28 protein-coding genes and 3 pseudogenes are annotated in these 25995 nt (G+C 48.8%); 17 read left to right on the plus strand and 14 right to left on the minus strand.

What is annotated here, in order from left to right; all coding sequences use genetic code 11:
* Positions 1-14: 14 nt before the first annotated feature.
* A complete protein-coding gene (gene prfA / locus RIF25_RS03080; protein WP_322877091.1) occupies positions 15-1109 on the plus strand; it encodes a peptide chain release factor 1 in 1095 nt (364 codons plus the stop codon).
* 6 nt (positions 1110-1115) lie between these two features.
* Here prfA and RIF25_RS03085 read toward each other — a convergent pair whose 3' ends face one another.
* Positions 1116-1295: a hypothetical protein gene (locus RIF25_RS03085; protein ID WP_322877092.1), complete on the minus strand. Its 180-nt coding sequence runs from the start codon at positions 1293-1295 to the stop codon at positions 1116-1118.
* Positions 1296-1318: 23 nt separating this feature from the next.
* On the minus strand, positions 1319-1687 hold the full coding sequence (locus tag RIF25_RS03090; protein ID WP_322877093.1) for a hypothetical protein: 369 nt from the start codon (positions 1685-1687) through the stop codon (positions 1319-1321).
* Between the two features lie 132 nt (positions 1688-1819).
* On the opposite strand from RIF25_RS03090, the gene RIF25_RS03095 reads away from it, so the two are divergent.
* Positions 1820-2389, plus strand: a complete 570-nt coding sequence (locus RIF25_RS03095; protein WP_322877094.1) for a phosphoribosyltransferase — start codon at positions 1820-1822, stop codon at positions 2387-2389.
* Between the two features lie 3 nt (positions 2390-2392).
* Complete coding sequence (locus tag RIF25_RS03100) at positions 2393-3367, plus strand: aspartate carbamoyltransferase catalytic subunit (protein ID WP_322877095.1); 975 nt, start codon at positions 2393-2395, stop codon at positions 3365-3367.
* Here the strand turns inward: RIF25_RS03100 and RIF25_RS03105 are convergent.
* From RIF25_RS03105 to RIF25_RS03115, 3 genes are all read right to left on the minus strand, one after another.
* Complete coding sequence (locus tag RIF25_RS03105; RefSeq protein WP_322877096.1) at positions 3338-3715, minus strand: DUF1818 family protein; 378 nt, start codon at positions 3713-3715, stop codon at positions 3338-3340. The genes RIF25_RS03100 and RIF25_RS03105 overlap by 30 nt on opposite strands.
* 183 nt (positions 3716-3898) lie before the next feature.
* Positions 3899-4522 (minus strand): hypothetical protein, encoded by a 624-nt coding sequence (locus RIF25_RS03110; RefSeq protein ID WP_322877097.1) that lies wholly within the window; start codon positions 4520-4522, stop codon positions 3899-3901.
* A gap of 12 nt (positions 4523-4534) precedes the next feature.
* Positions 4535-4762, minus strand: a complete 228-nt coding sequence (locus RIF25_RS03115; RefSeq protein ID WP_322877098.1) for a DNA-directed RNA polymerase subunit omega — start codon at positions 4760-4762, stop codon at positions 4535-4537.
* A 424-nt stretch (positions 4763-5186) separates the two neighbouring features.
* Here RIF25_RS03115 and RIF25_RS03120 point away from each other — a divergent pair, with 424 nt between their 5' ends.
* From RIF25_RS03120 to RIF25_RS03130, 3 genes are read left to right on the plus strand one after another with little or no spacing between them, the layout of a single operon-like run.
* Positions 5187-6215 carry an ABC transporter substrate-binding protein gene (locus RIF25_RS03120; RefSeq protein WP_322877099.1) on the plus strand — a complete coding sequence of 343 codons (1029 nt, stop codon included), beginning with the start codon at positions 5187-5189 and terminating at the stop codon, positions 6213-6215.
* Between the two features lie 49 nt (positions 6216-6264).
* Positions 6265-7113: an ABC transporter permease gene (locus RIF25_RS03125; RefSeq protein ID WP_322877100.1), complete on the plus strand. Its 849-nt coding sequence runs from the start codon at positions 6265-6267 to the stop codon at positions 7111-7113.
* A gap of 25 nt (positions 7114-7138) precedes the next feature.
* Positions 7139-7912, plus strand: coding sequence for an ABC transporter ATP-binding protein (locus RIF25_RS03130; RefSeq protein ID WP_322877101.1), 774 nt, complete (start codon positions 7139-7141; stop codon positions 7910-7912).
* Positions 7913-8264: 352 nt separating this feature from the next.
* On the opposite strand, the gene RIF25_RS03135 is transcribed toward RIF25_RS03130, so the two are convergent.
* Entirely contained in the window at positions 8265-8903 is a 639-nt protein-coding gene (locus RIF25_RS03135) for a DNA-3-methyladenine glycosylase (protein ID WP_322877102.1), read from the minus strand.
* Between the two features lie 97 nt (positions 8904-9000).
* Here RIF25_RS03135 and RIF25_RS03140 point away from each other — a divergent pair, with 97 nt between their 5' ends.
* Together RIF25_RS03140 and RIF25_RS03145 are read left to right on the plus strand one after the other, a co-directional pair.
* The gene (locus tag RIF25_RS03140; RefSeq protein WP_322877103.1) at positions 9001-9135 is read left to right on the plus strand and encodes a hypothetical protein; all 135 of its coding nucleotides are present in this window, start codon (positions 9001-9003) and stop codon (positions 9133-9135) included.
* Positions 9136-9161: 26 nt separating this feature from the next.
* A complete protein-coding gene (locus tag RIF25_RS03145) occupies positions 9162-10787 on the plus strand; it encodes an MBL fold metallo-hydrolase (RefSeq protein WP_322877104.1) in 1626 nt (541 codons plus the stop codon).
* Here RIF25_RS03145 and rfbD read toward each other — a convergent pair.
* From rfbD to RIF25_RS03170, 5 genes are read right to left on the minus strand one after another with little or no spacing between them, the layout of a single operon-like run.
* Positions 10784-11737 (minus strand): dTDP-4-dehydrorhamnose reductase, encoded by a 954-nt coding sequence (gene rfbD / locus RIF25_RS03150; RefSeq protein WP_322877105.1) that lies wholly within the window; start codon positions 11735-11737, stop codon positions 10784-10786. The two genes, RIF25_RS03145 and rfbD, sit on opposite strands and share 4 nt — an antisense overlap.
* Positions 11737-12288 (minus strand): dTDP-4-dehydrorhamnose 3,5-epimerase, encoded by a 552-nt coding sequence (gene rfbC / locus RIF25_RS03155; protein ID WP_322877106.1) that lies wholly within the window; start codon positions 12286-12288, stop codon positions 11737-11739. The genes rfbD and rfbC overlap by 1 nt, the downstream gene beginning before the upstream one ends.
* Positions 12269-13183: a glucose-1-phosphate thymidylyltransferase RfbA gene (gene rfbA, locus RIF25_RS03160; protein ID WP_322877107.1), complete on the minus strand. Its 915-nt coding sequence runs from the start codon at positions 13181-13183 to the stop codon at positions 12269-12271. The genes rfbC and rfbA overlap by 20 nt, the downstream gene beginning before the upstream one ends.
* Complete coding sequence (gene rfbB, locus RIF25_RS03165) at positions 13180-14247, minus strand: dTDP-glucose 4,6-dehydratase (protein ID WP_322877108.1); 1068 nt, start codon at positions 14245-14247, stop codon at positions 13180-13182. The genes rfbA and rfbB overlap by 4 nt, the downstream gene beginning before the upstream one ends.
* 5 nt (positions 14248-14252) lie before the next feature.
* On the minus strand, positions 14253-14861 hold the full coding sequence (locus RIF25_RS03170) for a Uma2 family endonuclease (protein ID WP_322877109.1): 609 nt from the start codon (positions 14859-14861) through the stop codon (positions 14253-14255).
* 96 nt (positions 14862-14957) lie between these two features.
* Here RIF25_RS03170 and RIF25_RS03175 point away from each other — a divergent pair, with 96 nt between their 5' ends.
* The 9 genes and pseudogenes from RIF25_RS03175 to RIF25_RS03205 all read left to right on the plus strand — a co-directional run bounded on the left by RIF25_RS03175 (position 14958) and on the right by RIF25_RS03205 (position 22333).
* Positions 14958-15944: a glycosyltransferase family 2 protein gene (locus RIF25_RS03175; RefSeq protein WP_322877110.1), complete on the plus strand. Its 987-nt coding sequence runs from the start codon at positions 14958-14960 to the stop codon at positions 15942-15944.
* A gap of 36 nt (positions 15945-15980) precedes the next feature.
* Positions 15981-16661, plus strand: a complete 681-nt coding sequence (locus tag RIF25_RS03180; RefSeq protein ID WP_322877111.1) for a DUF2834 domain-containing protein — start codon at positions 15981-15983, stop codon at positions 16659-16661.
* A 188-nt stretch (positions 16662-16849) separates the two neighbouring features.
* A complete protein-coding gene (gene ntcA, locus RIF25_RS03185) occupies positions 16850-17521 on the plus strand; it encodes a global nitrogen regulator NtcA (protein WP_015123278.1) in 672 nt (223 codons plus the stop codon).
* Between the two features lie 396 nt (positions 17522-17917).
* On the plus strand, positions 17918-18520 hold the full coding sequence (locus tag RIF25_RS03190) for a hypothetical protein (protein ID WP_322877112.1): 603 nt from the start codon (positions 17918-17920) through the stop codon (positions 18518-18520).
* Between the two features lie 85 nt (positions 18521-18605).
* On the plus strand, positions 18606-19382 hold the full coding sequence (fabI, locus tag RIF25_RS03195) for an enoyl-ACP reductase FabI (RefSeq protein ID WP_322877113.1): 777 nt from the start codon (positions 18606-18608) through the stop codon (positions 19380-19382).
* Positions 19383-19484: 102 nt separating this feature from the next.
* A pseudogene (locus RIF25_RS17090) lies at positions 19485-20003 on the plus strand (GDP-mannose 4,6-dehydratase); the annotation flags it as partial.
* Positions 19983-21347, plus strand: a pseudogene (locus RIF25_RS17095) (LAGLIDADG family homing endonuclease); the annotation flags it as partial. The pseudogenes RIF25_RS17090 and RIF25_RS17095, both read left to right, overlap by 21 nt.
* A pseudogene (locus RIF25_RS17100) lies at positions 21348-21782 on the plus strand (GDP-mannose 4,6-dehydratase); the annotation flags it as partial.
* A gap of 56 nt (positions 21783-21838) precedes the next feature.
* A complete protein-coding gene (locus tag RIF25_RS03205; protein ID WP_322877115.1) occupies positions 21839-22333 on the plus strand; it encodes a CRR6 family NdhI maturation factor in 495 nt (164 codons plus the stop codon).
* Positions 22334-22340: 7 nt separating this feature from the next.
* On the opposite strand, the gene RIF25_RS03210 is transcribed toward RIF25_RS03205, so the two are convergent.
* The 3 genes from RIF25_RS03210 to RIF25_RS03220 form a co-directional block, all read right to left on the minus strand.
* On the minus strand, positions 22341-23111 hold the full coding sequence (locus RIF25_RS03210; RefSeq protein WP_322877116.1) for an amino acid ABC transporter ATP-binding protein: 771 nt from the start codon (positions 23109-23111) through the stop codon (positions 22341-22343).
* Between the two features lie 9 nt (positions 23112-23120).
* Positions 23121-24401 carry a glutamyl-tRNA reductase gene (locus RIF25_RS03215; protein WP_322877117.1) on the minus strand — a complete coding sequence of 427 codons (1281 nt, stop codon included), beginning with the start codon at positions 24399-24401 and terminating at the stop codon, positions 23121-23123.
* Between the two features lie 173 nt (positions 24402-24574).
* Positions 24575-25975, minus strand: coding sequence for a serine/threonine protein kinase (locus RIF25_RS03220; protein WP_322877118.1), 1401 nt, complete (start codon positions 25973-25975; stop codon positions 24575-24577).
* Positions 25976-25995: the final 20 nt, after the last annotated feature.

Consider the following 25995-nt stretch of genomic DNA (forward strand, 5'->3'; position numbering starts at 1 on the left):
CTCCGGTGGTCATCATGGCAGAAGCTTATTTGCTGGATAAACTCCGGTCAGTCGAACAAACCTTTGAAGAACTCACCAAGCGCATGGCCGATCCAGATGTGGCTGTGAATCCGGATGAGTTTCAAAAGGTGGCGCGGCATCGGGCGGCCTTAGAGGAAACCGTTGATACCTATGGGGCCTGGAAAAAAGCCAGCCAAGAACTCAGTGAAGCCAAGCAACTGCTGCGGGAGTCGGCCTCCGATGTGGAACTGCGGCAATTGGTGGAGGAAGAAGTCACAGAACTGAGCCAAACGGTCGAGAGCCTGGAGAGCCAACTCAAAGTCCTCCTTTTGCCCCGAGATCCCAATGATGACAAAAACATCATGCTGGAAATTCGGGCCGGGGCCGGCGGGGATGAAGCTGGAATTTGGGTCGGGGATTTGGTTCGACTCTATTCTAAATACGCCAAAACCCAGGCCTGGCAGGTGAGCTTAGTCAGTGAATCCTTGGCGGAAATGGGGGGCTTCAAAGAGGCCATCTTGGAAATCAAGGGCGAGCGAGTCTATAGCAAACTCAAGTACGAAGCAGGTGTCCATCGAGTCCAACGCGTACCAGCAACTGAGGCCGGGGGGCGAGTCCATACTTCGACTGCGACTGTCGCCATTATGCCGGAAGTGGATGAAGTGGAAGTTCAAATTGACCCGAAAGATATTGAAATGAGTACGGCTCGCTCCGGTGGGGCAGGGGGGCAAAATGTGAACAAGGTGGAAACAGCCGTTGATTTATTCCACAAACCCACGGGGATTCGGATTTTTTGTACGGAAGAACGCTCGCAACTGAAAAACAAAGAACGGGCGATGCAGATTCTCCGGGCCAAGTTGTACGACATCAAACTCCGAGAACAGCAGGGGGCGATCACAGATTTACGCCGGTCACAGGTGGGCACAGGGGATCGGTCTGAAAAAATCCGCACCTACAACTACAAAGACGATCGGGTAACGGATCATCGCTTGGGGGAAAACTTTAGCTTAGGTTCTGCCTTAGAGGGTGAGATTGACTCCATCATCCAGGCCTGTATTAGCAAAGATCAACAAGCCCAACTGGCCCAACTGGCCGCCGAACAAAATTAAGTCGGATTAATATCGCCGCCGGATACTAACGCCCAGAGCCAGCAGACCCACAAAAAAAGTTACCAGGCCCAGGCCCATGAACCAGGCCCCAGGTAAGGCCAGAACATTAAACCCACGTAGAAGGTAAAGGACTAGGCTCAATCCGGCCAGTCCCCAAAAAAGGCGTGCGGCTCCTGATAATGGCATCGGCGTGGGCTGAGATTTCTAAACTAAGGGCTGGCGGGGGTTTCTAGTTGTCCGCGCAGATTTGCTAAGGTTTGCGTCAAGGCAATCAACTCGGCCTGGAGTTGTTGGGTGGTGCTGGAGGCCGGTTTGGCGGTTGTTGGGACAGAACGATTATCGAGGATTGTGTCCACAAATTTGCGGGCTTGCTGCTCCGTCACCTGACCTTTTTCGGCCAAAGTTTTAGCAACATCATGAATTTTATCGCTGGAGGGATTGGTAATCAGTTGTTGGACTTGGGCCAGGGTGGCATCCCGTTTTTGGCTATCTTGGACAGATTCCACCACGGAAGAGACGGCTCCAATGGCGGCATAGTAGCTTTTTTGGATAAGTTCCACTGGATTTGGATTGCTCATGGGATAGTTCCTGAACTGGCTAAAATAATCAAGAGGGCTGAGGGTTTGGACTCAGTTGGGGTCTCTAATCGCACTATACCGATAAATTGCTTAATTTTGCTTCACTCTATACACTCCCGTGGATGTGATCTTGTGTCTCAAGCCTTAACCAATGCTGCTTTATCCTCCCCAGCAACCGATCTATGGGTGAGTTGGGATGATTATCATCAGTTGATTGAGGCGTTGGCCATCAAAATTTATCAATCGGGATGGGAGTTTAATCAGATTCTCTGCTTGGCGAAAGGGGGCTTACGGGTGGGGGATTTACTGAGTCGCTTATTCAAGCAACCGATGGCGATTTTGGCCGTATCGTCCTATGGGGGAGAGGGAAATCGGGTGCGCGGATCCGTCACCTTTAGTCGTGACTTAACTATGACTACCCCAAATCTGGGGAGCCGGGTTTTAGTTGTGGATGACTTGGTGGATTCGGGGATCACGATGCAAAAAAGCTTAGCCTGGTTAGACCGTAGTTATGGCTTTTATGTGGAGGAAGTTAAAACCGCTGTCCTCTGGCAAAAGGCCGGTTCGGTGTTTAGCCCCGATTATGTAGTCCAGTATCTCGCCGATGATCCCTGGATCCATCAACCCTTTGAACGCTACGAAACCTTGACTGCCCAGGAACTTGCCGCTGAGCCAGGCCTTACTCCGGTCTCAAATCAATAACCTATGAGCTTACCGACCAGTTGGCATCGCCGCCATATTCTTTCCCTATCTGACTTTGGCCTGGAGGAACTCAATACCGTCCTCAAGACTGCCCAGAGTTTCCAAGAAGTCCTCAGCCGCCGCACCAAAAAAGTCCCCACTCTCCAGGCCCGGGTTGTTGCCAATCTTTTTTTTGAAGCCTCCACCCGCACCCGCAATAGTTTTGAACTGGCCGCCAAACGCCTGTCTGCGGATATTTTGAACTTTGCCCCTGGGACTTCTGCCCTGAGTAAAGGGGAAACCATTCTCGATACGGCCAAAACCTTCTGGGCGATGGGCACAGAATTTATGGTTATCCGCCATCAACAATCGGGGGTTCCCGCCACAATCGCCGCCGAGATGGATCGCTTAGGGGGGCAGGTGGGGGTGCTCAATGCCGGAGATGGTTGCCATGAACATCCCTCCCAGGCCCTGTTGGATTTATTCACACTCTCGACCCTCCTCAACCCAGAAAATCCTCAAGCCGAAAGTCTCACGGGAAAAAAAGTTGCCATTGTCGGGGACGTTCTCCATTCACGGGTGGCGCGCTCAAATTTGTATAGCCTGAAAACCGCTGGAGCCGAAGTCCATCTGGCCGGCCCCCCCACGCTCCTACCCAAAAGTTTTGCGACCTACGGGGCACAAATTCACTGGCAGTTGGAACCCGCCCTCGAAAATGCTGATTTTATCATGACCCTACGCCTGCAACGGGAGCGGATGGAGCAGCAACTCATCCCCAGCCTCAGGGAATATCACCAGTCCTATGGATTAACCCATGAACGCTTAAAACTTTGTCAGCTAGGGGTCAAAATCCTCCATCCCGGCCCCGTTAATCGCGGCGTGGAAATTAGCTCAGCCTTAATGGATGATCCGGGATTGAGCCTGATTCAAAACCAAGTCACTAGTGGCGTAGCGGTGCGAATGGCTCTCCTATATTTGATGGGCAGTCACGGGCAATAGGTCACAGGCGGCCAGTAGGGCTTGAGTCGCGGTAACAGACCATTCTCCCTCAACTTTCCGACCGATCAGCAGGATCATTCTTAAGGCATAGGCCTGGGTGTTTCCGGCAACTTCTAACCACACCCGAGTCGTTTGCGCTTCACAGGCCAAGGTTTCTTCCGGCATCAGATGGGCTTGCATCTCGGTCATTTGCCGAGCCAGTTGCTGAAAAAGCGTAGAAAAATCCTGCATTTCGCTCCGAGTTAATTCCACCGCCCATTCATCTGTCCCTAAAAGCCCCTGAAATTCTTGCTCAGACTGATCCCAGCCCAATCGCCAACCCGCCCCTTGATGAATTTGTCTGCTCATAAGTATTTGAGAAAAATCTAGCTCAAAGCGTTGGCTTACAAGAATCAGAGGCCTTGGAAGAAATCAGCAACTGGAACCCTAGACCATGGAATTACCGCTTCCCCACTGAGAACATCCGCGGATTTCAACCTTTCCCTCACGATTTTCTAGTTTTGAGGTAGTGATCCTGAAAATTATTTTCAGCTATGGCAGCAAGAATCGGGCATCTCCGGTGGGCATGGGGCGGGGTTGGGGGGGTGGGGCTAATAAATCTGCTTCACCAGGCCGGGGGGCAGGCTTTAACTGGCGGGTAGGGGGTGCCGCAGCGGGGATCGGCGGGGCAGTTTGAGTAGGTGAGCTGAGGATTATTTCCCGATCCCCATACAAGGTGGCCAGGATTTTCAAGAGGGATTGGCGTTGGGCATAGGTCAGGGTTTGAATGGCCGCAATATCCTGGGCCATCGGGTTGGTGCTTAAAAAGTTTCGGCCGGGGTAGGCGGCTGGCTCTAAATAATCGTTCAAGCCTAAGTAATCAGCAAAGGTTAACTGCCAATCGAAGCGATAAAAGGGAGAGCGTCCCTTAACACTAGTGTGGTACTGGATAAACCGTTCAACTAAGGTGCTATCTGTGGCAACGGCCCCGCTATCCTGCCGGAGATAGGTATTTTCCAGGGGCAAGTCCGGGAGAGCTTGATAGATTTGGCTCGCTGCTTGTTTGGGGCCAAGATAGGTTTGGGCCTGGCTGCTAGGAATCAACTCCCGACTGTGGAAACCGATCAGGGCAACTGCCACCAAGACAACGGTTAACCAAAACCACCTCCGCCCCATATGCCACACTCCTTAATCAGCGAGAATCTCCGGCTGGGTCAGTTCATCGGACATCTCCAGAATGGCGCGAGTAATGGGTTTAATGGTGACTTCATCAAATTCTTCATTATCCAAGGCTCGGCGCTGTTTAGCTCGCTGGGCAACTTGGACGGTAATTCGATAGCGGTTGGAGGACGCTGCGACCAATTGTTCGGCCCGGCGCATGACTTCTACATTGTTTTCCGTGAGACGCTTTTGCATGAAGATTCTAGACTCAAGGGGTATCCCTCCACCTTAGTTGATCAACTTGAGCCTTGCCAAGACACTGCCCTTAAGGTTACTTATTTAGGGCTAGATCGGGCAATTTAGAACGCATTTCTGTAGCAACGTTTCTAGGATTTTGAGGCGATGATTCACGATCTGCCAGGATATAAATTTGCGCACCGAGAAGCGTCTCAGGGACATTTAGGCCCCAAGCCAACGCCCAGGAGAGTCTAGAATGTAGCGAATGTAACAGATGCCGACCCTAGTCCTCTCCATACTGGCCTAGATTAGAGGGCCAAAGACATGCTATCCCCGGCCTGGTTGTTGCCTCTCTACCCTGCTGCCCCTGCCACAGACTTAGCCAAATCCAATTTGCTTTCCAGGGCTTTTATTATTTTCCCGTATTTATATGGACTAACTCATGAAACGGCGTTCACTTTTAGTTTCCATTGGCCTGTTTTGCCTCAGTCTTTTGTTGATTGTCAGTTGTACCACCGGCCCCCAAACCTCACCAGATGCCACCTCCTCCAGTCCCAAAGTGAGCTTAGGTTTTAGTGCCTGGCCGGGCTGGTTTCCCTGGCAAATCACGGCTGACAAGGGAATTTTTGTAGATAACAAAGTTAAGGTGGATCTCAAATGGTTTGATGGGTATTTGGAATCCATTAATGCCCTCAATGCCAAGCAATTGGATGCCAACAGCCAAACTTTGGGAGATACAGTCAGTTCCTTAGCGGGTGGAGCGGATTTAGTCATTGTCTTGGTGAACGATCACTCCACCGGAAATGACAAAATCATTGTTCGAGAGGGAATTAATTCGATTCAAGATCTCAAGGGCAAGAAAGTGGCCGCGGAAGAAGGCACTGTCGATCATTTTCTCCTCCTCCAAGGCCTGAAGAAAGCGGGCATGAAACCAGACGATATTGAATTTGTGCCATTGGAAACAGGACAGGCTGCTACGGCATTTGTCGGGGGTCAGGTGGATGCAGTGGGGGTGTTCCCGCCCTTTACAACCCAGGCCCTCAAACGTTCCGGCAGTAAGACTCTCTTTACCTCCAAGGATTTTCCTGGCTCAATTTCTGATCATCTAGTCGTAACTCGGGACATGGTGGAGCAACGCCCAGAACAAGTTCAAGCCTTAGTGAATTCTTGGTTTGCCACCCTGGATTTTATGGCTAAAAACCCTGATGTTTCGACTGAGATCATGGCGAAGCGAGCAGGGGTGACTATTCCTGAATATCAAGAGTATGCGGATGGGACAAAAATATTTACCCTGACAGAAAATATTGCCGCCTTCCAACCTGGAGACACCATGAATAATCTTCCCTTTGCAGCTGAGCAGTTTAGTGACTTTTTGATGAGCGTGGGCCTGATTCAGGAGAAGCCAGACTTAAGTAAACTCTTTGATGATCAGTTTGTGAAAGCGGCGGCCGCCAAAGCCCAACCATCCTAAGGACTAGGGAGCCAGAGTCTTAAGTTAATTACCCTTCGCTGAGAGTTTCATGACCGCCTCCAGTCCCCACCCGATTCAAAGGTATCTCAGACAGCAATCCCTCCGTCCTACAGTCTTTTGGCGGCTTGCAGAAGATATTCCCCGGCCCCTGAGTACAACCCTGGTGATTATTTCTGTCCTCCTGCCCTTGGTTTTGTGGTGGGTAGTGACGGCGGCCTTCCCTATAGATCCCAAGTTCTTGCCCTCACCGGGTCGCGTCATGGAGGCCTTTGGGCATCTCTGGTCAACGGGTGAACTCCAAAAAGATACCCTTGCTAGTTTGGGACGGGTTGGCCTGGGTTTTTTCTTGGCGGTTGTTTTCTCTGTCCCGATTGGCATCCTCATGGGCAGTTTTGCCAGTGTGCGCTCATCCCTGGAGCCGCTGTTTGGCCTGATTCGCTATATGCCTGCCCCGGCCTTTATTCCCCTCTTGATTTTGTATTTGGGAATTGGGGAGGAACCCAAAATTGCCCTGATTTTTATTGGCTCTTTTTTCTTTAATGCCTTAATGGCAATGGATACCGTCAAGTTTGTCCCCAAAGATCTGATTGAAGCCACCTATATGTTGGGGGGAAATCGGCGCGAAGTTTTAACCCAGGTGATTGTCCCCCATGTGTTACCGGGCGTGATTGATGCCTGTCGGATTAACTTGGCCGCGGCCTGGCAGTTGGTGATTGTTTCGGAACTGATTGCGGCGACTGAAGGTTTAGGGCGGCGGATTAGTGTGGCGGGGCGATTTCTAAAAACCGATGAAATTTTTGTGGGTTTAATTGTGATTGGGATTATTGGCTTAAGTTTTGATTTGTTCTTTCAGTATCTATTACGCCTGAGTTGTCGCTGGGCTAGTCAACGCCGTTAAGTTTGCGGATTGCAAGGATAAGCTGATGTTTTTAGAAGTTGATCGCCTCAATAAAGAATTTGCCACTCGTTTAGGCCCCTTGGTTGTGCTCAAAGATATTAATCTAGGAGTAAAAAAAGGGGAATTTGTCTGTGCGGTCGGGGCATCGGGGTCTGGAAAATCTACCCTCCTACGGCAAATTGCGGGCCTGGATCAACCCACCAGTGGGGAAGTTCGGATTGCGGGAAAAACCGTCACTGGGCCGGGGCCAGATCGGGGAATGGTGTTTCAACATTACACGCTCTATCCCTGGATGAATGTCCAACAAAATACAGAGTTTGGCCTGAAGTTACAGGGTGTTCCAAAACAGATTCGCCGCGAACAGGCCAGTTACTATCTGAGTGTGGTTGGTTTGACCCAATTTGCCAAATCTCTGCCCAAGGAACTGTCTGGTGGGATGAAACAACGAGTTGCGATTGCCCGAGCCCTGGCCGCAGAGCCCCAAATGTTGCTGATGGATGAACCGTTTGGAGCCTTGGATGTCCATACCAAAGAATCAATGCATGAGTTTATGTTAGACCTCTGGCAACGGACGGGCATCACCATTTTCATGATCACCCATGATGTGGAGGAGGCTGTTTTTCTGGCCAATCGCATCTTTGCCTTGGGAGCGCGACCGGGGACTGTGCGTAAAATTATGAATATTAATTTGCCCAATCGGGGTCACACCATTAAACGGAACTCGATTTTCCATGACTACCGGGATGAGTTGATGGATTTATTACGGCAACATGGTCAAGAAGCCTTAGCGGCCGCTTAACCCCCCTTAACCCAGTGACTGCCAGATTGTCCTAAAACTGCTCCGGGGGCATTGTGATTGAAAAAGAGCTAGGGGGTTTGGATTGGATATCGCGAAATCCACCGCATAACCACAAAAATGGCACTAAAATTATGATCAGAAGAATAACTGAGCTACTCACTGTCAGGGCTAAGGACATTGACTTCTCGGCAAACATAACCATTCCATCCCCAAATTGTTCTTGATTTCTAGTACTTTTATTCTCGGATGCTTAACTTAGAGAAGCGCAGCCATTAATCACCAGCGGGTTGTGATCTTCCCCACAGTCTTGTTGATCTTGACCAGGCCTGGGACTGCTTTGATCCTGGTTTGCTCAGGGACGAGAGACCGCCGGATGCTGCTGCTGATACCACCGCCAGGGAATATCTTGTCCTTGGGTCAGGCCAATCCGGGTTGTTTGAACCAGATCCCCCTGCCAGTGCTGTGACCGAGGTTCCAGCCAGAGACCGGTTTGAGGAGTCAACCATTGTCCCGAAAGATGCCGCTCAATCTCGAAGACCCGGCAGAGTTTTCCCGGCCCGGCGGCCCACCGTTCTGGTTGATGGGAAGGAGCAATGTGGGGAGAATCTGCTAACTGTTGGATCGTTTCTGGAGCCAAGCTAACCGCCCGAATTAAGACCGCACTGGGAACCCCTTCAGCTTCCGTTACCAAATTCAGACAATGATAGATGCCATAGATGAGATAGACATAAACCAGGCCAGGGGGGCCAAACATGGGTTGATTACGGCGAGTTTGTTTGCGATAGCCATGACAGGCTGGGTCTCCAGGCCCATAGGCTTCGGTTTCCACAATCATGCCCCGCCACATTTGCCCCATGACTGTGCGCCGGATTAACCAGCAGCCAACTAAATCGGGAGCCACTTCTTGAGCTGGACGGGCTAACCAGAGAGGGGGGACTGGTTGGGAAGTTTGAAGATTAGTTGCAAGATCCTGAGAGCAAGACTGAGCCATTGGCACGAATTAAAAGCAAAGTGTTATGGTTTCTTTGGGTTGTTCCAACGATTGGGAGCATCCCTTGATTATAGGTGAAGCCCCAGGAGTGCTTGCTGTGGAAGCTGTCATTAATGTCAAAACTGTTTTGCTAGCGATAACGCCGATTTTTATTGTCATGTGCTTATTTTTTGGGACACGCAATGGGTTTTATGACACCGATAAATATCATGGCAATGGCTCGGCCCACTAAACTCCCTGAACCCTGACATTACTGTAGTGGTTGCCCTTGACTGTTTAGCCTATGGAATTGGCAGTGGCCCGGAAGGTGTTTGCCTGCGGCTGCGATTGGGCCCCTATCGGATTTTGCTCGACTGTGGTCTGAAGTCTTTAGAACGATTGCCCCCCCCGCCCACCCCCCCTGCAGATTTAGTCCTCTGTAGTCATGCCCACGCCGATCATGCCCAGGGGTTACTACAACTCCATCAACTGTTTCCCCAATTACCCATCTATGCCAGTGAAGTCACGACTGATCTGCTGCCCTTGAATTGGCTGGAGGTGGATGCGGTTCCCAGTTTTTGTCGGGCCTTACCTTGGCGATCCCCTGTGGAATTTGGGGAGGGCTTAACGGCAGAGTTATTTCCAGCCGGACATTTACCAGGGGCGGCGGCATTTTTGCTGACCTACACCCCAGAGGATCCAACCCAGGCCCCCTGTACGGTGTTTTATAGTGGTGACTTTTTTCTTTCCCATGCCCGTTTTGTGAATGGGTTACCCCTTGAGGCGGTGCGGGGGTTGGCTCCAGATGTGTTGATTCTGGAAGGAAGTTTAGGCGCAGCGCGCTATCCCCATCGCCGTCAACAGGAAAACCAATTAGCGGAAATGATTTACCAGGCCCTCAAGGGTGGCCAAAACGTCATCTTGCCCTTGCCGCCGTTGGGAATGGCCCAGGAATTGTTGCTCTTGCTGCGGAGTCATCATCTATTTACCGGGAAGGCGATTGATATTTGGGTGGATCGGGAAATTGCCCAGGCCTGTGATGCTTATTTGGCGATTTTGTCCCATCTGCCCACCTCAGTGCAGAACTTTGCCCAACATCAATCCTTATTTTGGGATGAACGGATTCGCCCCCATGTCCACCACCTCCATGCCGCCCCAGTTGGAGCCATAAACACTTTGCCCAGTATTGTTTTAGGAGATTGGCAAGGGGATTTTACGGAGTTAATGGCCACCCCCGGCCGCCCTTGGTTAATGCTCTTGCCCCAGGCCACCCCCGTTAATCCAGATCCCATCGGAACAGCCCAGACCCAATATGCCCCCCTGATTGCGCGCAACCAACTGGAATTAGCGGAATTTAGCCTCAGTTTTCATGCCGACGGCCCCGCGACAACCCAGTTAATCCACAATCTCCGCCCCCAGCACGTTGTCTTGATCCACGGTCGCCCGGAAGAATTAGCTGATTTAGCTGGCCTGGAAGAGTTAAGTAATCGCTACCACATCCACACCCCCCAAATTGGCAGTCAAACGGATTTTCCCCTCGGAGAACTCCCCCTCCAGGCCAGCCAAGCCCTGACCAATCAAATCTATGAAGGGGAGGTAACGGAATGGGGCGACCGGGTGGTGATGAGTTTGCCTTTAGAGTTAACGAGTGATAAACGTTGGCAAGGGTTTGCAGATACCGGCCTGGTCAGTGCCACTTGGCAAGGGGATAGTCTAGTGTTGCGGGGCTTAAGCCAGCGGGAATTATTGCGTCCTCTCCCCGATTCCGTCAGCCAAGAGCAAGAAGCTTGTAATAACTGTGAAGCCTATCGGCAACAACGGTGTTGGAATACTAGTTCGCCCCTGTATTCATTTAAGGTGGCTCCAGAAGGCTATTGCCCAGAATTTATCAGACGTGAACCTTAAGTCGGGCGCGACTGTAACCAGGTTTGCCAAACGATACCAAATTCTCGTTCCCAGGCCGGTAAGGTAATCCCAAAGGTTTTTTGGAGTTTTTGGCAGTTGAGCCGGGAAAAAGCTGGACGTTGGGCCGCAGTTGGATAGTCACGGGTAGGAATGGGGATTAATGCTGCCAGGGGATGCGAGCTAGATTCTGCCAGGTGAGCAACGATTTTTTCCGCAAAGCCATACCAACTGGTGAACCCTTGGGCCGTGAGGTGATAAAGCCCGGTTAAGGTTTGCCAATCAGGAGTATTCAAAAGTTGCCCTAAGATTTGGTAGGTTATTCTGGCGATCAAAGGTGCAGAGGTTGGCGACCCAATTTGATCCTTGACGACTTTTAGCTGCGGTTGCGTTTGAGCTAATTGTCCCATAGTTAACAGAAAATTTTTGCCCCTGGAATCATAAACCCAGCTTGTCCGTAAAATCAGGTAGTTATTGGTGCTGGCCTGGATGGCCTGTTCCCCGATCCGTTTGGATTGACCATAGACATTGATGGGGTTAGTTTGATCGGTTTCTAAATAGGGAGTTGTGCTCTGGCCATCAAAGACATAATCCGTAGAATAGTGAATCAATAGGCCCCCGATTTTATCCAGTTCCTCGGCAAGAATACCCGGTGCTGTTCCATTAATTTTAATTGCTAATTCCGGTTCCGATTCTGCCCGATCCACAGCCGTATAAGCCGCCCCATTGATCAGGATTTGAGGTTGGTAGGTTTGGATCAGCATTTGAATAGCCCAAGGATCCGTTAAGTCTAAGGTGAGGGGTGTTCCTTGGCGAGCAATGGGGATCATTTCTACGGGGAATCTGCCTAATGTTTTTAGATTTAAGCCTTGCTGCTGGAGTTGCCAACCCACTTGACCATTGACACCGAGGATCATCACTCGTAAAGCAGAGGCGGTGGGCAGGTTTAACATTAGGGGTAATAAGGAATTTGGCTGAAGGATTGACCGGCCTGGTCCTTAGGGGAAAGAATCAGGTGATCTAGATTGGTGATGGGCCAATCAATCCTTAACTGAGGATCATTCCAGAGCAGGGTATGTTCATCTTCTTGGTGATAGTAATCGGTAGTTTTATAGAGCACTTCCGCCACATCCGACAGGACTAAAAAACCATGGGCAAATCCAGGCGGAATCCAAAGTTGATGGAAACTTGTCCGACTCAAATTCAACCCGACCCATTGCTTAAATGTTGGTGAAGACTGACGTAAATCAACCACCACATCATAAATTTTCCCCCTCACGACTCGAATCAACTTACCTTGGGGATAATGGAGTTGATAATGTAAACCCCTTAACACCCCTTGCTGTGATTTGGAGTGATTATCTTGAACAAAGTTGATGTCCGATTGTGTCTTAGTTCTAAAGTTCTTGAGGTTAAAACTTTCTAAGAAAAAACCCCGTTCATCCCCAAACACTTGCGGCTCAATCAACAGCACATCTGGAATTTTAGTAGGTGTGACTTTCATTGTCCCAGGCCCCTTGTAATGCCCCTTGTGATTCTTCCCAAACCTGCATTAAATAGGCTCCATAACTACTTTTAATTAACTTTTTCGCCAGGCCATAGAGTTCCTCAGCGTTAATATATCCCTGGGCAAAGGCAATTTCTTCGGGACAGGCAATTTTTACCCCTTGGCGAGTTTCTAAGGTGCGAATAAAGGTGCTGGCCTGGTGCAAGGAGTCATGGGTTCCCGTATCGAGCCAAGCAAAGCCCCGCCCCAAAAGTTCAACGTTTAATTGTTTTTTGGCTAGGTACAACTGATTCAAATCCGTAATTTCCAATTCTCCCCGAGCAGAAGGCTTTAACTGACTCGCTAATGTTGACACTTGGGCATCATAAAAATAAATACCAGGAACTGCATAGGCTGATTTTGGCTCTTTGGGTTTTTCTTCAATGCCCATCACCAGGCCATCTCGATTAAATTCAATCACCCCATACTGTTCCGGTTGGGCCACTTTATAGCCAAAAATTAACGCCCCCGATTCTAATTTTGTCGCCCGTTCCAAGACCTCTGGCAATCCCTGACCATAAAACAAATTATCTCCTAAAATCAAACAAACTGTATCACCATCCAGAAAAGACTCGCCAATTAAAAAGGCCTGGGCTAATCCCTTGGGTTCCGGTTGGACAGCATAGCTAAATTCTAATCCCCATTGGTGGCCAGTCCCTAAGAGGGCTTCAAAAAGATGGAGATGCTCAGGGGTGGAAATAATCAAAATCTCACGCATACCCGCCAACATTAACACCGAGAGGGGATAGTAAATCATCGGCTTATCATAAATTGGCATTAGCTGTTTACTCATCACCTGCGTTAAGGGATAGAGCCTTGTTCCTGAACCGCCCGCTAAAATAATTCCTTTCATGGTTTGATCCCATACTGTTGTGCGAGCCAGTTTTGATAGTCGGACGTGTTGACGGCATTGACCCAGGCCTGGTTTTTGAGATACCACTGCACCGTTTTTCTGAGACCCGAACTAAAGGTTTCTTGGGGTTGCCAGCCTAATTCCCGTTTGATTTTTGTGCAGTTAATTGCATAGCGCCGATCATGGCCAGGCCGGTCTTTGACAAAGGTGATTAAGGATTGATAATCAAAACCAGGTTTCGGGACTAATTCATTCAGTAACTCACAAATCTCCTTAACTACTGCGAGATTAGTTTTTTCGCTATTGCCACCAATATTATAGGTTTCCCCCATCTCGCCCCGTTCTAAAACCGTTAAAATTGCCCGACAATGATCCTCCACATAAAGCCAATCGCGCACGTTCAGACCATCGCCATAAATGGGTAGGGGTTGCTGATTGAGGGCCTGGGCAATGATTAAGGGAATTAGCTTTTCCGGGAATTGATAGGGGCCGTAATTATTGGAGCAGTTGGTGGTAATGGTCGGTAGTCCATAGGTGTGAAAGTAGGCCCGCACGAGATGATCAGAACTGGCTTTAGAGGCAGCATAGGGGCTGTTGGGGGCGTAGGGCGTGGTTTCAGAAAAGGCTGGATCCTGCGGGCCTAAACTCCCATAAACCTCATCTGTGGAAATGTGAATAAACCGAAATGCTGACTTTTGGGGTGCATCTAGTTCTTGCCAATAGAGCCGAGTGGTCTCCAAGAGATTGGCTGTCCCGACAACGTTGGTTTGAATAAACTCATTGGGATTGGCAATGGAGCGATCCACATGGCTTTCGGCGGCAAAGTTAATAATCGCATCGGGTTGATAGTCTTGGAGTAATCTTGTGACTAAATTTTGATCGTCAATATCCCCCCGAATAAAGTGATAGTTTGGTATTTGACTCAGGGCCTGGAGGGTATGGGGATGACTGGCATAGGTGAGCTTATCAAGATTGATGGTTGCAGTATTCGAGTTTAGCTGAGTGAGAAAAACAAAATTACTGCCAATAAATCCTCCCCCACCTGTGACCAGTAGTTGATTCATCTTATTTAGTATCCTGTTGTATCGGGAACAATATTAGCAACATCGGGAAATGCAGGAACATCTTCATAAATGTCTTCAATTTCACATCTAAAGTCAAAGGTAGAAAGTAGTAACTGATCTGAATCTCCATAGGTTGTTAACAGCCATTGATTTGGCCCCTGTCGCTGATAAACGTCCACTCGCATTTCTGTTTGGCTGACTAAGAGGTAATAATCCAACGATGGGATGCTTTGATAAGCCTGAAACTTACGTCCTCGATCAAAGGCTTCTGTCGTGGGTGAGAGGACTTCAACGATAAGTTTGGGATAGTTGAGAATATCAGAATTAGGAGAATTATCTCGAGAATCGCAGCTAACCACTAGGTCAGGATAAAAATAAGCTTGGGCCGCTGGCACATTCACTTTTATATCATTGCTATACGGTAAACAGGATTGTCCTCGGAGTTGCTGACGAAAAAGAGAGACTAAATTAACGGTAATCAGGACATGGACACGACTAGCTCCTGCCATGGCATAGATTTGGCCTTGAAAATATTCATGCTTAATCTCACTGGCTGCTTCCAGGGCTAAATATTCTTCTGGGCTATATTGAGAAGGGAGGGGATTGGCGATCATGGCTTGGCCTGAGGTTCTAAGCTATTGCTGCTGAGATTTATTGTACCCACATCGCTTCATTTACTTCTCATGTTTACAAACCTGTCATAGTTTTTTATGGTTCTGATTGCCAAACAACCTCTCTTGAGTATTTGTATTCCGGCTTACAATCGTCCTGAATGGCTCTGGCGCAATATTACCTCAATTATTGATGGAAATGATGATTATTCAAAGCAACTGGAAATTATTATTACCGATGATTCGACTAGCTTAGAATGCCAAGAAGTCGCGTCTGCTTTATTAGACCGTTGGCCAGGCCAGTGGAACTATATTAACAATCCGACACGATTGGGAATGGTCAAAAATTGGAATTATAGCCTTGAACTAGCTACTGGTAATTATGTTTTAATTCTCCATGATGATGACTTTTTGCTTCAGAATGGGCTTGCCATAATTCTCAAAACAATCCAGGCCAATCCAGTGTATTCACTGTTCTTATTTGGTGTCCATCTAGTTACGGATCAAGAAAAACTCATGCGCGTCCAGGCCCCGCGTTCCGAACATTATTTATCACCTCAGCTTGCGATTTATCAACTCCTGAATCAATCCTCCTTTGTTCGTTTCCCCGGCCTGGTGATTCAACGCCAACTGTTTCAAGACTACGGCTATTTTGCCGAGGAATTTGGCCCAGCAACAGATATTGCCATGTGGCTTAAGCTCATGAGTCATCGGGGGGTCTATTGTGTTCCTAGGGCAACGGCAGCCTATCGAATTCATCCCCAGGCCCTGACAATGGGAATGTTTAAGGTTCAGACTTTGCAGCAACTTCGCGCAATTTTCAACCAAGCCCGGGCGACAAATCTTTTAACTCCAGCCCAACTCAACCAGGCCGAGGCCAACTTTCTCCATCAATTCATTTTGGCCGGAACCATACGCTTGATCAAACAGCATCAATGGGCCACTGCGGAAGAAATCTTTAACTTATTTTCAACTCAGGTGATGGAAGGAGTGGGTTACTCTCTGAAATGGTGCGGACTCCGCTGGGGCCTGGGAATGTTTTGGCAAGTTTGGCAACTGTGGCAGTGGCTCAGGGGACACCTATAATAAGCTCAACTTGTCAATGATTGGGAACGGATCACCATGGTGCGGCGGTTAGGATTTTTAGCCCTTTGGCTCGGATTTGTGATTTATGCCTTTGGTTTTGCCCCCCCCGATCAGCCGGATACCTTGGCCCTAATTCAACGCTTAGTCGGTGGCCCCTGGGATGGAATTAACCCCTTGATTATTGCCCTGTTCAACATCATGGGAATTTGGCCCCTTGTTTATCTCTGTGTGCTGCTGGTGGATGGGCGGGGACAAAAAATTCCGGCTTGGCCCTTTGTCGGCGGCAGTTTTGCCTTGGGAGCCTTTGCCTTACTGCCCTATTTTGTCCTCAGAAACCCCAACCCGACCTTTACCGGGGAAATGGACAAAGGCTTAAAACTAGCTGAGTCGCGGGGTCTGGCAGTGAGTTTATTATTTGGGGGTCTGGCCCTCTTGGGCTATGGGATAACTCAAGGCAATTGGCCCGATTTTGTTCACCAATGGCACACCAGTCGTTTTATCCATGTGATGAGTCTGGATTTTTGCCTCTTGACCTTACTATTTCCAACTGTTTTGGGGGATGATCTCCAGCGGCGGGGCTTGGGGTGGACTGGACTGGCCTGGGTGGCTCTGATTCCCTTTTTTGGCCCCTTAATTTATCTCTGTTGCCGTCCTCCCCTCCAACGCACCGATAAAGTGTATCCAGAAATACAAACCCCTCCCCTAGAATCCGTTTAAGTATGATGCCAAGGTAGTTTTTAGGGCCGGTGAGTCAGGAAACCCGACAATCCCTGGCCTGTGTATTCAAAATGTTGGTAGAATATTACATGACCTTAGATCACCCCTTATCCTCCAGCTTGCCTTCCAGACTTGTAAATCTCGGTTGTTGTCAGGGCTAGTGATCAGGATCGTTTAGTTAGGAGTCTATGTTAGCAACCAAAGATCAGCCCCTAGCAGCAGTGTTTCGGCAAATGAGTAGTGGTGTGTTTCCGGCCACAACTGAAACCTATGAGCGGGGTAAAACAATCTTTTTTCCAGGGGATCCAGCCGAGCGAGTCTATTTTTTGCTCAAGGGAGCCGTTAAACTCTCACGGGTATATGAAGCAGGGGAAGAAATCACCGTTGCCTTGCTCCGAGAAAATAGTGTCTTTGGGGTGTTGTCCTTAATTACGGGGAATCGCTCCGACCGGTTTTATCATGCGGTGGCCTTTACCCCCCTAGAGTTGCTCTCTGTTCCGATTGAACAAGTCGAAAAAGCAATGCGAGAAGATCCCGACCTGCCGATGGTGATGATCCAAGGCCTCTCCTCACGAATTCTCCAAACCGAGATGATGATTGAAACCTTAGCCCATCGCGATATGGGGTCGCGTTTAGTCAGTTTTTTATTGATTCTCTGCCGGGATTTTGGCGTTCCGACTACGACCGGGGTGATGGTTGACCTGAAGTTATCCCACCAGGCCATTGCTGAGGCGATTGGTTCAACGCGGGTGACGGTGACTCGTTTATTGGGGGAACTCCGGGATCAGGGCATGATCTCCATTCAGAAGAAAAAAATTACGGTTCATAATCCCCTCACCCTCAGCCAGCAATTCACATAACTTTGCTACATTCCGTCAGCTTGGGAAAAGCAAATATCAAAATCTACTGAGATAGGGTTACGCAGACTGTTTTGAGAGAGGGGAAATCTGAAAAAGACGGCCCATAAAGCGTTTTCTAACTTATCCCAATCAGTGCCCTAACTGAGTAAGGCGATATTTCTGGATAAATCTCAAAAGCAATATAAAGTTTTTAAGGAAGTGGGCTTCTTTATTAATTTTCCATGCTTGTAATAAAGACTACACTTATCTATTGTTTGCCTATGATTTGATGGCTATCAGACGTAGGGCTAGTCACCCATTGATGAACTAGAGACTCTTGGAAATCTTCGGCTCCAGGCCCTGTGTATTTTTGATTTGCCTCAAGTTGCTTCTATGCAAGATTGTCGGGGGATTAAGATGAGCTTGACTTCAACCCAAATTTATTATCTTCGGCGGTGGCTCCAACAACAGACTAATTCGTTACTGATCGAAGAAATTAATCTCCTGATTACTCACGACCTGCTCCTCTTAAATCGGGTCAAAGCCCTGCCTCCCGCTCAACAGCAACAACTGGCCACCTTAGTTAATATTCATCAAGACCTCCAGAAAAATCGCCAGGCAATAACCTCTTTACAGAATTTAGAATTGCAAATCTTAGCCCTGCTACAAATTGAAGATCACTCCCCCACTCAAGAACTCATTGCCGCCCCAGCAGACTTGCAAACTTGGCTAGAGACCCTCAACTGTACGACTCAGTTGGCCCACCACTACCTTGGTCAAGTCATCGTCCGTAATTATTGGCGGGGGACAAAACCGGTCTCGGCCTGGTTAATGAACTTTGAGGTCGAGGAAGCAGGCTATATTACCTATAAACAAAATTATTCGTCAACCCGGAATAGTTCATTACATCCAGAGCAAGAAACTCACCTGAAGCAGTGGTTAGCCAACTTTATCAACCAATGTCAGCGGGTGTTACCCAAATTTCCCCAAATGCTGATGGACGCAATGGGCACCGATTAACCCTGCCCCTCCAGATTCGGAGCCGGCAACTTCGAGGGGTACAATTGGGGTTGGCTTGTTTTTTGTTCATTGGCCGGAATCCCCTATGCTCGATTTGACTGGAAAATTTGCCTTAGTAACTGGAATTGCCAATAATCGCTCTATTGCCTGGGCCATTGCTCAACAACTCCACCAGGCCGGGGCTGAACTGGCAATCACCTTTTTACCCGATGAGCGCGGCCGGAGTGAACAAAAAGTCCGAGAACTGGTTGAACCCTTGAATCCCAGTTTGCTTTTGCCCCTAGATGTCCAACAGCCAGCCTTAATCTCCAATCTATACCAAGCTATCCAGGCCAAGTGGGGCCGCCTCGATACCCTGATTCATTGTCTTGCCTTTGCCAATAAGGATGATTTGGGGGGTGATTTTAGTGCTGTCTCCCAGGATGGTTTTAACCTTGCCCTTGATGTCAGCGCCTATTCCTTGATTAGCCTCGCTCAGGCGGCCAAACCCTTAATGACCAGTGGCGGCTCGATCATAACCTTGACTTACTTAGGGGGAGTCCGGGTAATTCCTAACTACAACGTCATGGGCATTGCCAAAGCAGCCTTAGAAATGAATGTCCGTTACTTAGCCGCCGAGTTTGGCCCCCAACAGGTCCGGGTTAATGCCATTTCTGCTGGCCCCATTCGGACCTTAGCCTCTTCTGCCGTGGGCGGGATATTAGACATGATCCATCACGTTGAAGCCACCGCTCCCTTACGCCGCACTGTTACCCAAACTGAAGTCGGTCAAACCGCCGCCTTCTTAAGTAGCGATCTGTCTAGTGGGATGACCGGACAAGTGATCTATGTAGATGCGGGTTATTCGATTATGGGGATGTAACTGCCTCCAGATTTGAGTATCTTTGTAAGTCAGTCCTAAAATTAACCTGGCCTGGTTCAAATAGCCCCTTATAATAATTGGCAATCAACTGGATCAAAAACAATGCGAATTTTAGTTACAGGCGGTACAGGATTCATTGGCTCTCATCTGGTTGATCGGCTGATGGAGGCGGGCGATGAAGTGATTTGCCTGGACAATTATTTTACAGGAGACAAGTCAAATATTCAGCACTGGTTAGGCAATCCCAATTTTGAACTGATTCGCCATGATGTCACCGAGCCGATTCGCTTGGAAGTTGAGCAAATTTATCACCTGGCCTGTCCGGCTTCTCCGGTGCATTATCAATACAATCCCGTGAAAACCATTAAAACGAATGTCATGGGAACCCTGAATATGCTTGGCCTGGCTAAACGGATCAAGGCCCGGTTTCTCTTAGCTTCCACCTCGGAAGTCTATGGCGATCCAAAAGTGCATCCCCAAACCGAAGACTATTGGGGCAATGTCAATCCCATCGGAATTCGCAGTTGTTACGACGAAGGAAAACGGGTTGCGGAAACTCTCACGTTTGATTACCAACGCCAAAATAATGTAGATGTACGGGTGATCCGGATTTTTAACAGCTTAACTGGGGATCAAAATGTTCTGTATTATCAAGGGGATAAACTCTATTACGAATCCTTTGCTGACTGTTATAACCGCATCCATGAGGATATTTCTCAAGTCTCTGTGCCATGTTTCGATCAAAAAACAGGAGCAATGTCACTGCGGCCAATTTCGGCGATCTGGAAGCATAAAGTTACTAAAAAGGGCTACGAAATTACAACTACTTGGGGCAAGAAAGTTAAAATCACCGCCGATCATAGTCTCTTTACCTGTGATCAGCAGGGATTACCGCAGCCTGTGTTTGGCCATGACTTAAATGTGGGCGATTTGGTAGCTGTGCCCCATTACATTCCCTTTGTGGAGCAAGAGTTAACGCCCTTTTATATTTCGGATCAACTTAGCTCGCAACGCTTGTCCATTGTCAGTCAGGATGTAATCTCACATTTGGAAACATTCCGTGACAAAATCTATGACTATCTCAAACAGAAAGGGATTAGCAGTCGTCAACGCTTTGCCAATCTTAAACGCTACGAAACATTTAATCGCATTCCCCTGGAGCTTTGGCACTATTTAGACCTACCAATTACCCCCAAAGAGCAGATTGTTGGCTATCAGTCCACCAAGGTCATCAATAACTACATTGAAAATATCCCTGGTTTGCTCTGGTTTTTAGGGTTTTATTTAGCAGAAGGATGTCTCATTCACAGCGAAAAAGATCGTCAATTGTTGTTTAGCTCGAATCTGAAATATTTGCAGAAACTCGTCCATGTGACCCAAGACCTTTTCGGCTATGACTGTGATATTCGCTTGGATCAATCTGGGAAACGTGCCCCCTGCGTTCACATTCGCTCCAAAGTAATCGTAGATTTGGTCATTAATGCCTTCCAATTTGGCCAAAAACTCAGTCCGGAAAAAGACATTCCAACTTGGATTTTGCAACTCCCTGCTGAACAACTGATTCATTTTCTCCACGGCTTTTGGGAAGGGGACGGCAATCATGATGCGAAAACCACAGGCTCGTTGCTGATCTTTAATAGTTCCAGCCTTAAGATCATCGAAAAACTAGTCTTGATTTTGGCCAAGTTTGGCATTATTGGCAGTGTTTCAGAGTTCTATACCACAGTTTATAAAGGGGCTGAAAAACAGTTCAAATCCTATCGCATTACAGTTCAGGGCCTGGATGATTATAATATTTTGAATTTGGGACGGGTGCAGCAAAAACTCCAAGCAAAGATAACGGGCAATCTGGCCTGGGCAAAGGTGAAAACCATTCAAGAATTTGAGATTGATGAAGCAGTTTATGATTTTTCAGTTCCCGATGCTGAGAATTTTATTGGCGGAACTGGCTGCGTCTGCTGTCACAACACCTATGGCCCTCGGATGCAGGTGAATGATGGGCGAGTTGTCAGTAATTTTATTGTCCAGGCCCTGCAAGGAATTCCCTTAACGGTCTATGGGGATGGCTCCCAAACCCGGAGTTTCTGTTATGTTTCAGATCTCGTTGAAGGGATGATCCGGCTGATGAATGGTGAACAGCCTGGCCCGATCAATATTGGCAATCCTGATGAATACACCGTGTTAGAACTCGCCCAAAAGATCCAGGCCATTATTGATCCGACTGTGGCGATTCAGTTTAATCCCCTGCCCTCTGATGATCCCCAACGCCGTCAACCGGATATTACCAAGGCGCGGACATTTCTTGGCTGGGAACCCCAAGTCCCCTTAGAAACGGGCTTAAATTTGACCATTCCTGATTTTCGGTCGCGGCTGATTAAGTTAGGTAAAATTCCTGGCTAGAATACTTCTTGACTTGACTCCTCGCTCCTCCCTGCTCTTTTCTCTCTTCTGAACCCGTGCCTGAAATTATTTCCTTAGCCCCCCCAGAAATTGATGCTCTCGACTTAAGGGCTGTGAACAACTGCCTCCAGGCCTGGTTAGCCAGTCCAGATATTACCGTTCATGAGCAGCAACTTGGCCTTGAGATTACCTATCCCCGCCCCCCGGAAGAACCCGGCCTGGAACTGTCAGAATTAGCTCCGGTGCGGCTGTGGTTTATTGCCCTCGATAGTCGGTATCCCTGGTTGCCGTTTTTTCTGGATTGGCGCAATGGCGAATTGGTGCGTTACGCGGCGATGCTGATTCCCCATCAATTTAGTCGGCAACAGGGCATTCAGTTTAACCCCCAAGGCCTGGATATTTTTGTGATGCATAAAGCCCTAATCCTCTGGGACTGGTTAGAAAGCCATAAACTACCTGGAGAACGGCGGATTCGCTCGCTGGCGGAAATGTTTGGGTATGAGCTCGATCACGATTTTTTTCAGGTGTTACGGGATCGTGGGCCAGTTTAGATAATTCCTACGGAATGATTTGGGACAGGAATTGCTGGGTGCGCTCCATTTGGGGTTGATAAAAAAACTTTTGGGGTGGGGCCATCTCAATAATTTGCCCCTGATCCATAAAGACCACCTGATCCGCCACCTCTCGGGCAAACCCGACCTCATGGGTGACAATCACCATCGTCATGCCACTGGCAACCAGGCCCCGCATCGCATCCAACACTTCCCGCACCATTTCCGGGTCTAGGGCTGAAGTCGGTTCATCAAAGAGCATAATTTTCGGCTGCATTGCTAAGGCCCGCGCTATCGCGACCCGTTGTTGTTGCCCTCCCGAAAGCTGGCCTGGAAACTTATGAGCCTGTTCTAAAATTCCCACCCGCTCCAACAGTTGCAAGGCAATCTCTTCCCGTTTTGTTTTTGACCAGCCCCTGACCCAGCGCGGTGCCAAGGTAATATTCTGCAAGATCGTCAAATGGGGAAATAAATTAAACTGCTGAAACACCATCCCCACTTCCCGGCGAATGTGTTCAATATTCTCTCCGTTTTCCACAGTCCCAGCCAAGACCATCCCATCAATGACAATCTCCCCAGACTGAAACTCCTCTAGAGCATTAAATGTCCGAATAAAGGTGGATTTTCCCGAACCAGAGGGCCCCATAATCACCACCACTTGCCCCAGTTCGACCCTTAAACTCACGCCTTTAAGAGCGTGAAAATTGCCATACCACTTGTGCACATCTGTGGCAACAATGATTGGGCCTGGAGCAGAAATTTCAGGAGAATCGGGCATGGGTTGGGGTTAGGTTTCCACCACATCCAGGTTAAATAATTCGTGGAGCGTTTGAATGGCCCGTTGGCGGCTGGCCAAATCCTGATCGGCCTGGAGTTGCACCGTTGGCTCATGGAGAATTTTGTTAATCATGGTGCGGGTCATGGCTTCAATTACCCCTTGGTGCTTCTCGGCAAATTCTGTCCCCAACCGTGAAAGGGCCTTTTCCAATTCTTGGGTGCGGATGGTTTCAATTTTGTTCCGTAAACAGCGAATAGTTGGAACTGCGGCGAGAGAATGCCACCAAGCATTAAAGTTAGCTAGTTCTTCCTCTAGCATCGCTTCAGCTTCGAGGGCCATGAGGCGGCGGGCTTCCTGGTTTTGGGCAACCACAGATTCCAGATCATCCACATTAAACAACTGCACTTGAGTTAATTCGGTAACATTGGCATGAACATTTCGCGGTACAGCAATGTCAATGATGGATAAGAGCCGCCCATTGTTGATGACCTGCGCTAAGGCATCTCGCTCTAAAATTGGCTCTGTGGCTGCTGTTCCGGTAAAGACTAAATCGGCACTGGCAACAACGGGCAATAAATCCACCATGACGTGGAGATCAAACTCTGCTTCTGGAAACTGTTGCGCTAACTCGCGGGCCCGTTCTAGGGTACGGTTGACAATCACCATCTGCTGGACATTGCGAGCGAGTAAATGCTGGACAACTAAGCGGGACATTTTACCAGCCCCGATGATGGCAATTCGACAGTTGGGTAAATTATTAATCCGCAAATCCGCGAGTTCTACAGCCGCCGAACTAATCGAGACGGCCCCAGTGCCAATATTGGTATCAGTTCGCACCCGCTTGCCCGCAGCGATGGCATCTTTGAAGAGGCGATTAAGGATTGGCCCGACGCCTTTATACTGCTGCCCCAGTTGGTGGGCCCGTTTAACTTGGGAGAGAATTTGCCCCTCCCCGAGTACTAAACTGTCCAGGCCCGCCGCAACGCGCATCAGGTGCATGATCGCATCTTGGTGGAGGAGGATAAATAAGTAGGGCCGCAACTGACGTAGGGGACAATGACTCCACTCACTGAGGAACTGATTAACTTCTCGCACACCGTTATCCGTATCCGAAGTCACGATATAAATTTCCAGACGATTACAGGTACTGAGGATGGTTGCTTCTTGGATATGGGGATAGCTACACAAATGGCTCGTGGCTTTTTCCCGCACTTCCTCCGGCACACTCAGTTTTTCCCGCACTTCCACCGGGGCCGTTTTATGGGTCAAGCCAATGACAGCAATATTCATCAGTCTTTATCTCAGGGTGTAAATCTTTGGAATTTTAAAAGTTTTGCGCCTATGGCCTAATTTTATCCTATAGCGTTAGTCAGCACCTCAAGGACAGCCAGCCCTAGGGATTTAGCCCCAAAACATGGCCCCAGGATGTAACGGCCCGCAGTAGGACTAGCTTCCCAGACTGGTTATGGTTGCTGAGATTTGTCCTTAACGTTAAGGGGAATCTGGAGGTACTGGCTGAGGGCAGTGGCTAACCATTCAATTTCGGGATCACTGAGTAAGCCCTTACCCCCCAAATTATACTGACGAGTTCCGGCCCAAATAGTCAGTTCTGGTTGGACGGTGACGCGATCTCCATCACTATCTTTGGTGTAGTAGCGAACTTGGTGCTCAATTTTGGTGATTGAACTGCGGGGGCTAGGAGGTGTGCCTGATTTGCGAAAACCCAAGAGTTCATAGGTTTGGCTAATGGTGTCAGCGGTAATCTTTAGGCGGACTTGGCCCAAAAAACCAAACAAAACTACGCCGGCCATGCCAATTCCTGCTGCCCAAAACGGAATCGAGAATAAGCTAAAGGCCAGATTGATCGGGAAAGGAGCCAGAAGCGCAAACCCAGTCCAGAAAAAAATAAACGAGTTCCAGGCCAAGGCAAAAGCCCCCAGAAAGACTAGCCCTGCAACTCCTCCCCCCCCTTGAGTACGCACTGGCGGAATAATTATCTCTAGTTCATCACTTTTTTCTATCCAGATAACCTTACTGTGCTCTGGCTGGCTCAGTTGACTATGGAATATCCCCTGATTTTGGCTGTTGTTAAGTTCCCTCAGTGCAGCCTGGGCAGAAGTCAACCGTTTATCCAGGCCGGGTTCGACCAAATGTTGTAACCAAATTATCAAGCCAGGGGAAAGGTTGACCAAATTGCTAAATTGTAGGCGTTGATTTGCTTGGGCTATGTCGGCGGGATTTTGGCCACTGGCTAAGTGAATCAGGGTTGCACCCAAGGCATAGAGGTCAGAGGCAGGGACAGATCGGCCGCCAAATTGTTCTGGAGGCATGTAGCCATAGGTACCAACAACGGTGCGGGTGGAGCCAGAAATTACCGTCTGGACGGCCCCAAAATCAACGAGGTAGGCCTGTTGACGGGCTTCATCCCAGAGAATATTGCTGGGTTTAATATCCCGATGAATCACGGGCGGGGAATGGCTGTGGAGATAAATCAAAATATCCAGTAATTGTTTGGCCAGGGTTTTGAGTTGGGGTTCTGTCCACAGGCGGCCGGCAGTAAGAGACTGGGCTAGGGATGGGGCGGGAATATAATCTTGCACAAGGGCAAACCCCTGGCCCGAAGATAAGCTGATCTCAAAACCATCCCGATACTTAGGAATTGCTGGGTGATAGAGGGCCTGGAGGACTTGGGTTTCTCGCTCGAACAGTTGCACATCTTCCCAGGCCATGTCCTCGCCAAAACTCAGCCGCTTGAGGATACATTCATCAGAGGTTTTTATATCCCTGACTCGATAGGTGCGCTTGCCCGGTTGCCGGCCCAATTCTGCAATAACTTCATACCGCCCCCCCAAGATTTCAGCCATTGCCTCAACTCCCAAATTTT

The sequence above is a fragment of the Pseudocalidococcus azoricus BACA0444 genome (assembly GCF_031729055.1).
Lineage (GTDB): Bacteria > Cyanobacteriota > Cyanobacteriia > Thermosynechococcales > Thermosynechococcaceae > Pseudocalidococcus > Pseudocalidococcus azoricus.

Coding starts and splice junctions, on each gene's coding strand:
- prfA (WP_322877091.1), top strand. CDS start 15: ATGGCAGAAGCTTATTTGCTGGATAAACTCCGGTCAGTCGAACAAACC.
- RIF25_RS03085 (WP_322877092.1), bottom strand. CDS start 1,295: ATGCCATTATCAGGAGCCGCACGCCTTTTTTGGGGACTGGCCGGATTG.
- RIF25_RS03090 (WP_322877093.1), bottom strand. CDS start 1,687: ATGAGCAATCCAAATCCAGTGGAACTTATCCAAAAAAGCTACTATGCC.
- RIF25_RS03100 (WP_322877095.1), top strand. CDS start 2,393: ATGAGCTTACCGACCAGTTGGCATCGCCGCCATATTCTTTCCCTATCT.
- RIF25_RS03105 (WP_322877096.1), bottom strand. CDS start 3,715: ATGAGCAGACAAATTCATCAAGGGGCGGGTTGGCGATTGGGCTGGGAT.
- RIF25_RS03110 (WP_322877097.1), bottom strand. CDS start 4,522: ATGGGGCGGAGGTGGTTTTGGTTAACCGTTGTCTTGGTGGCAGTTGCC.
- RIF25_RS03115 (WP_322877098.1), bottom strand. CDS start 4,762: ATGCAAAAGCGTCTCACGGAAAACAATGTAGAAGTCATGCGCCGGGCC.
- RIF25_RS03120 (WP_322877099.1), top strand. CDS start 5,187: ATGAAACGGCGTTCACTTTTAGTTTCCATTGGCCTGTTTTGCCTCAGT.
- RIF25_RS03125 (WP_322877100.1), top strand. CDS start 6,265: ATGACCGCCTCCAGTCCCCACCCGATTCAAAGGTATCTCAGACAGCAA.
- RIF25_RS03130 (WP_322877101.1), top strand. CDS start 7,139: ATGTTTTTAGAAGTTGATCGCCTCAATAAAGAATTTGCCACTCGTTTA.
- RIF25_RS03135 (WP_322877102.1), bottom strand. CDS start 8,903: ATGGCTCAGTCTTGCTCTCAGGATCTTGCAACTAATCTTCAAACTTCC.
- rfbD (WP_322877105.1), bottom strand. CDS start 11,737: ATGTTAAACCTGCCCACCGCCTCTGCTTTACGAGTGATGATCCTCGGT.
- rfbC (WP_322877106.1), bottom strand. CDS start 12,288: ATGAAAGTCACACCTACTAAAATTCCAGATGTGCTGTTGATTGAGCCG.
- rfbA (WP_322877107.1), bottom strand. CDS start 13,183: ATGAAAGGAATTATTTTAGCGGGCGGTTCAGGAACAAGGCTCTATCCC.
- rfbB (WP_322877108.1), bottom strand. CDS start 14,247: ATGAATCAACTACTGGTCACAGGTGGGGGAGGATTTATTGGCAGTAAT.
- RIF25_RS03170 (WP_322877109.1), bottom strand. CDS start 14,861: ATGATCGCCAATCCCCTCCCTTCTCAATATAGCCCAGAAGAATATTTA.
- RIF25_RS03175 (WP_322877110.1), top strand. CDS start 14,958: ATGGTTCTGATTGCCAAACAACCTCTCTTGAGTATTTGTATTCCGGCT.
- RIF25_RS03180 (WP_322877111.1), top strand. CDS start 15,981: ATGGTGCGGCGGTTAGGATTTTTAGCCCTTTGGCTCGGATTTGTGATT.
- ntcA (WP_015123278.1), top strand. CDS start 16,850: ATGTTAGCAACCAAAGATCAGCCCCTAGCAGCAGTGTTTCGGCAAATG.
- RIF25_RS03190 (WP_322877112.1), top strand. CDS start 17,918: ATGAGCTTGACTTCAACCCAAATTTATTATCTTCGGCGGTGGCTCCAA.
- fabI (WP_322877113.1), top strand. CDS start 18,606: ATGCTCGATTTGACTGGAAAATTTGCCTTAGTAACTGGAATTGCCAAT.
- RIF25_RS03210 (WP_322877116.1), bottom strand. CDS start 23,111: ATGCCCGATTCTCCTGAAATTTCTGCTCCAGGCCCAATCATTGTTGCC.
- RIF25_RS03215 (WP_322877117.1), bottom strand. CDS start 24,401: ATGAATATTGCTGTCATTGGCTTGACCCATAAAACGGCCCCGGTGGAA.
- RIF25_RS03220 (WP_322877118.1), bottom strand. CDS start 25,975: ATGGCTGAAATCTTGGGGGGGCGGTATGAAGTTATTGCAGAATTGGGC.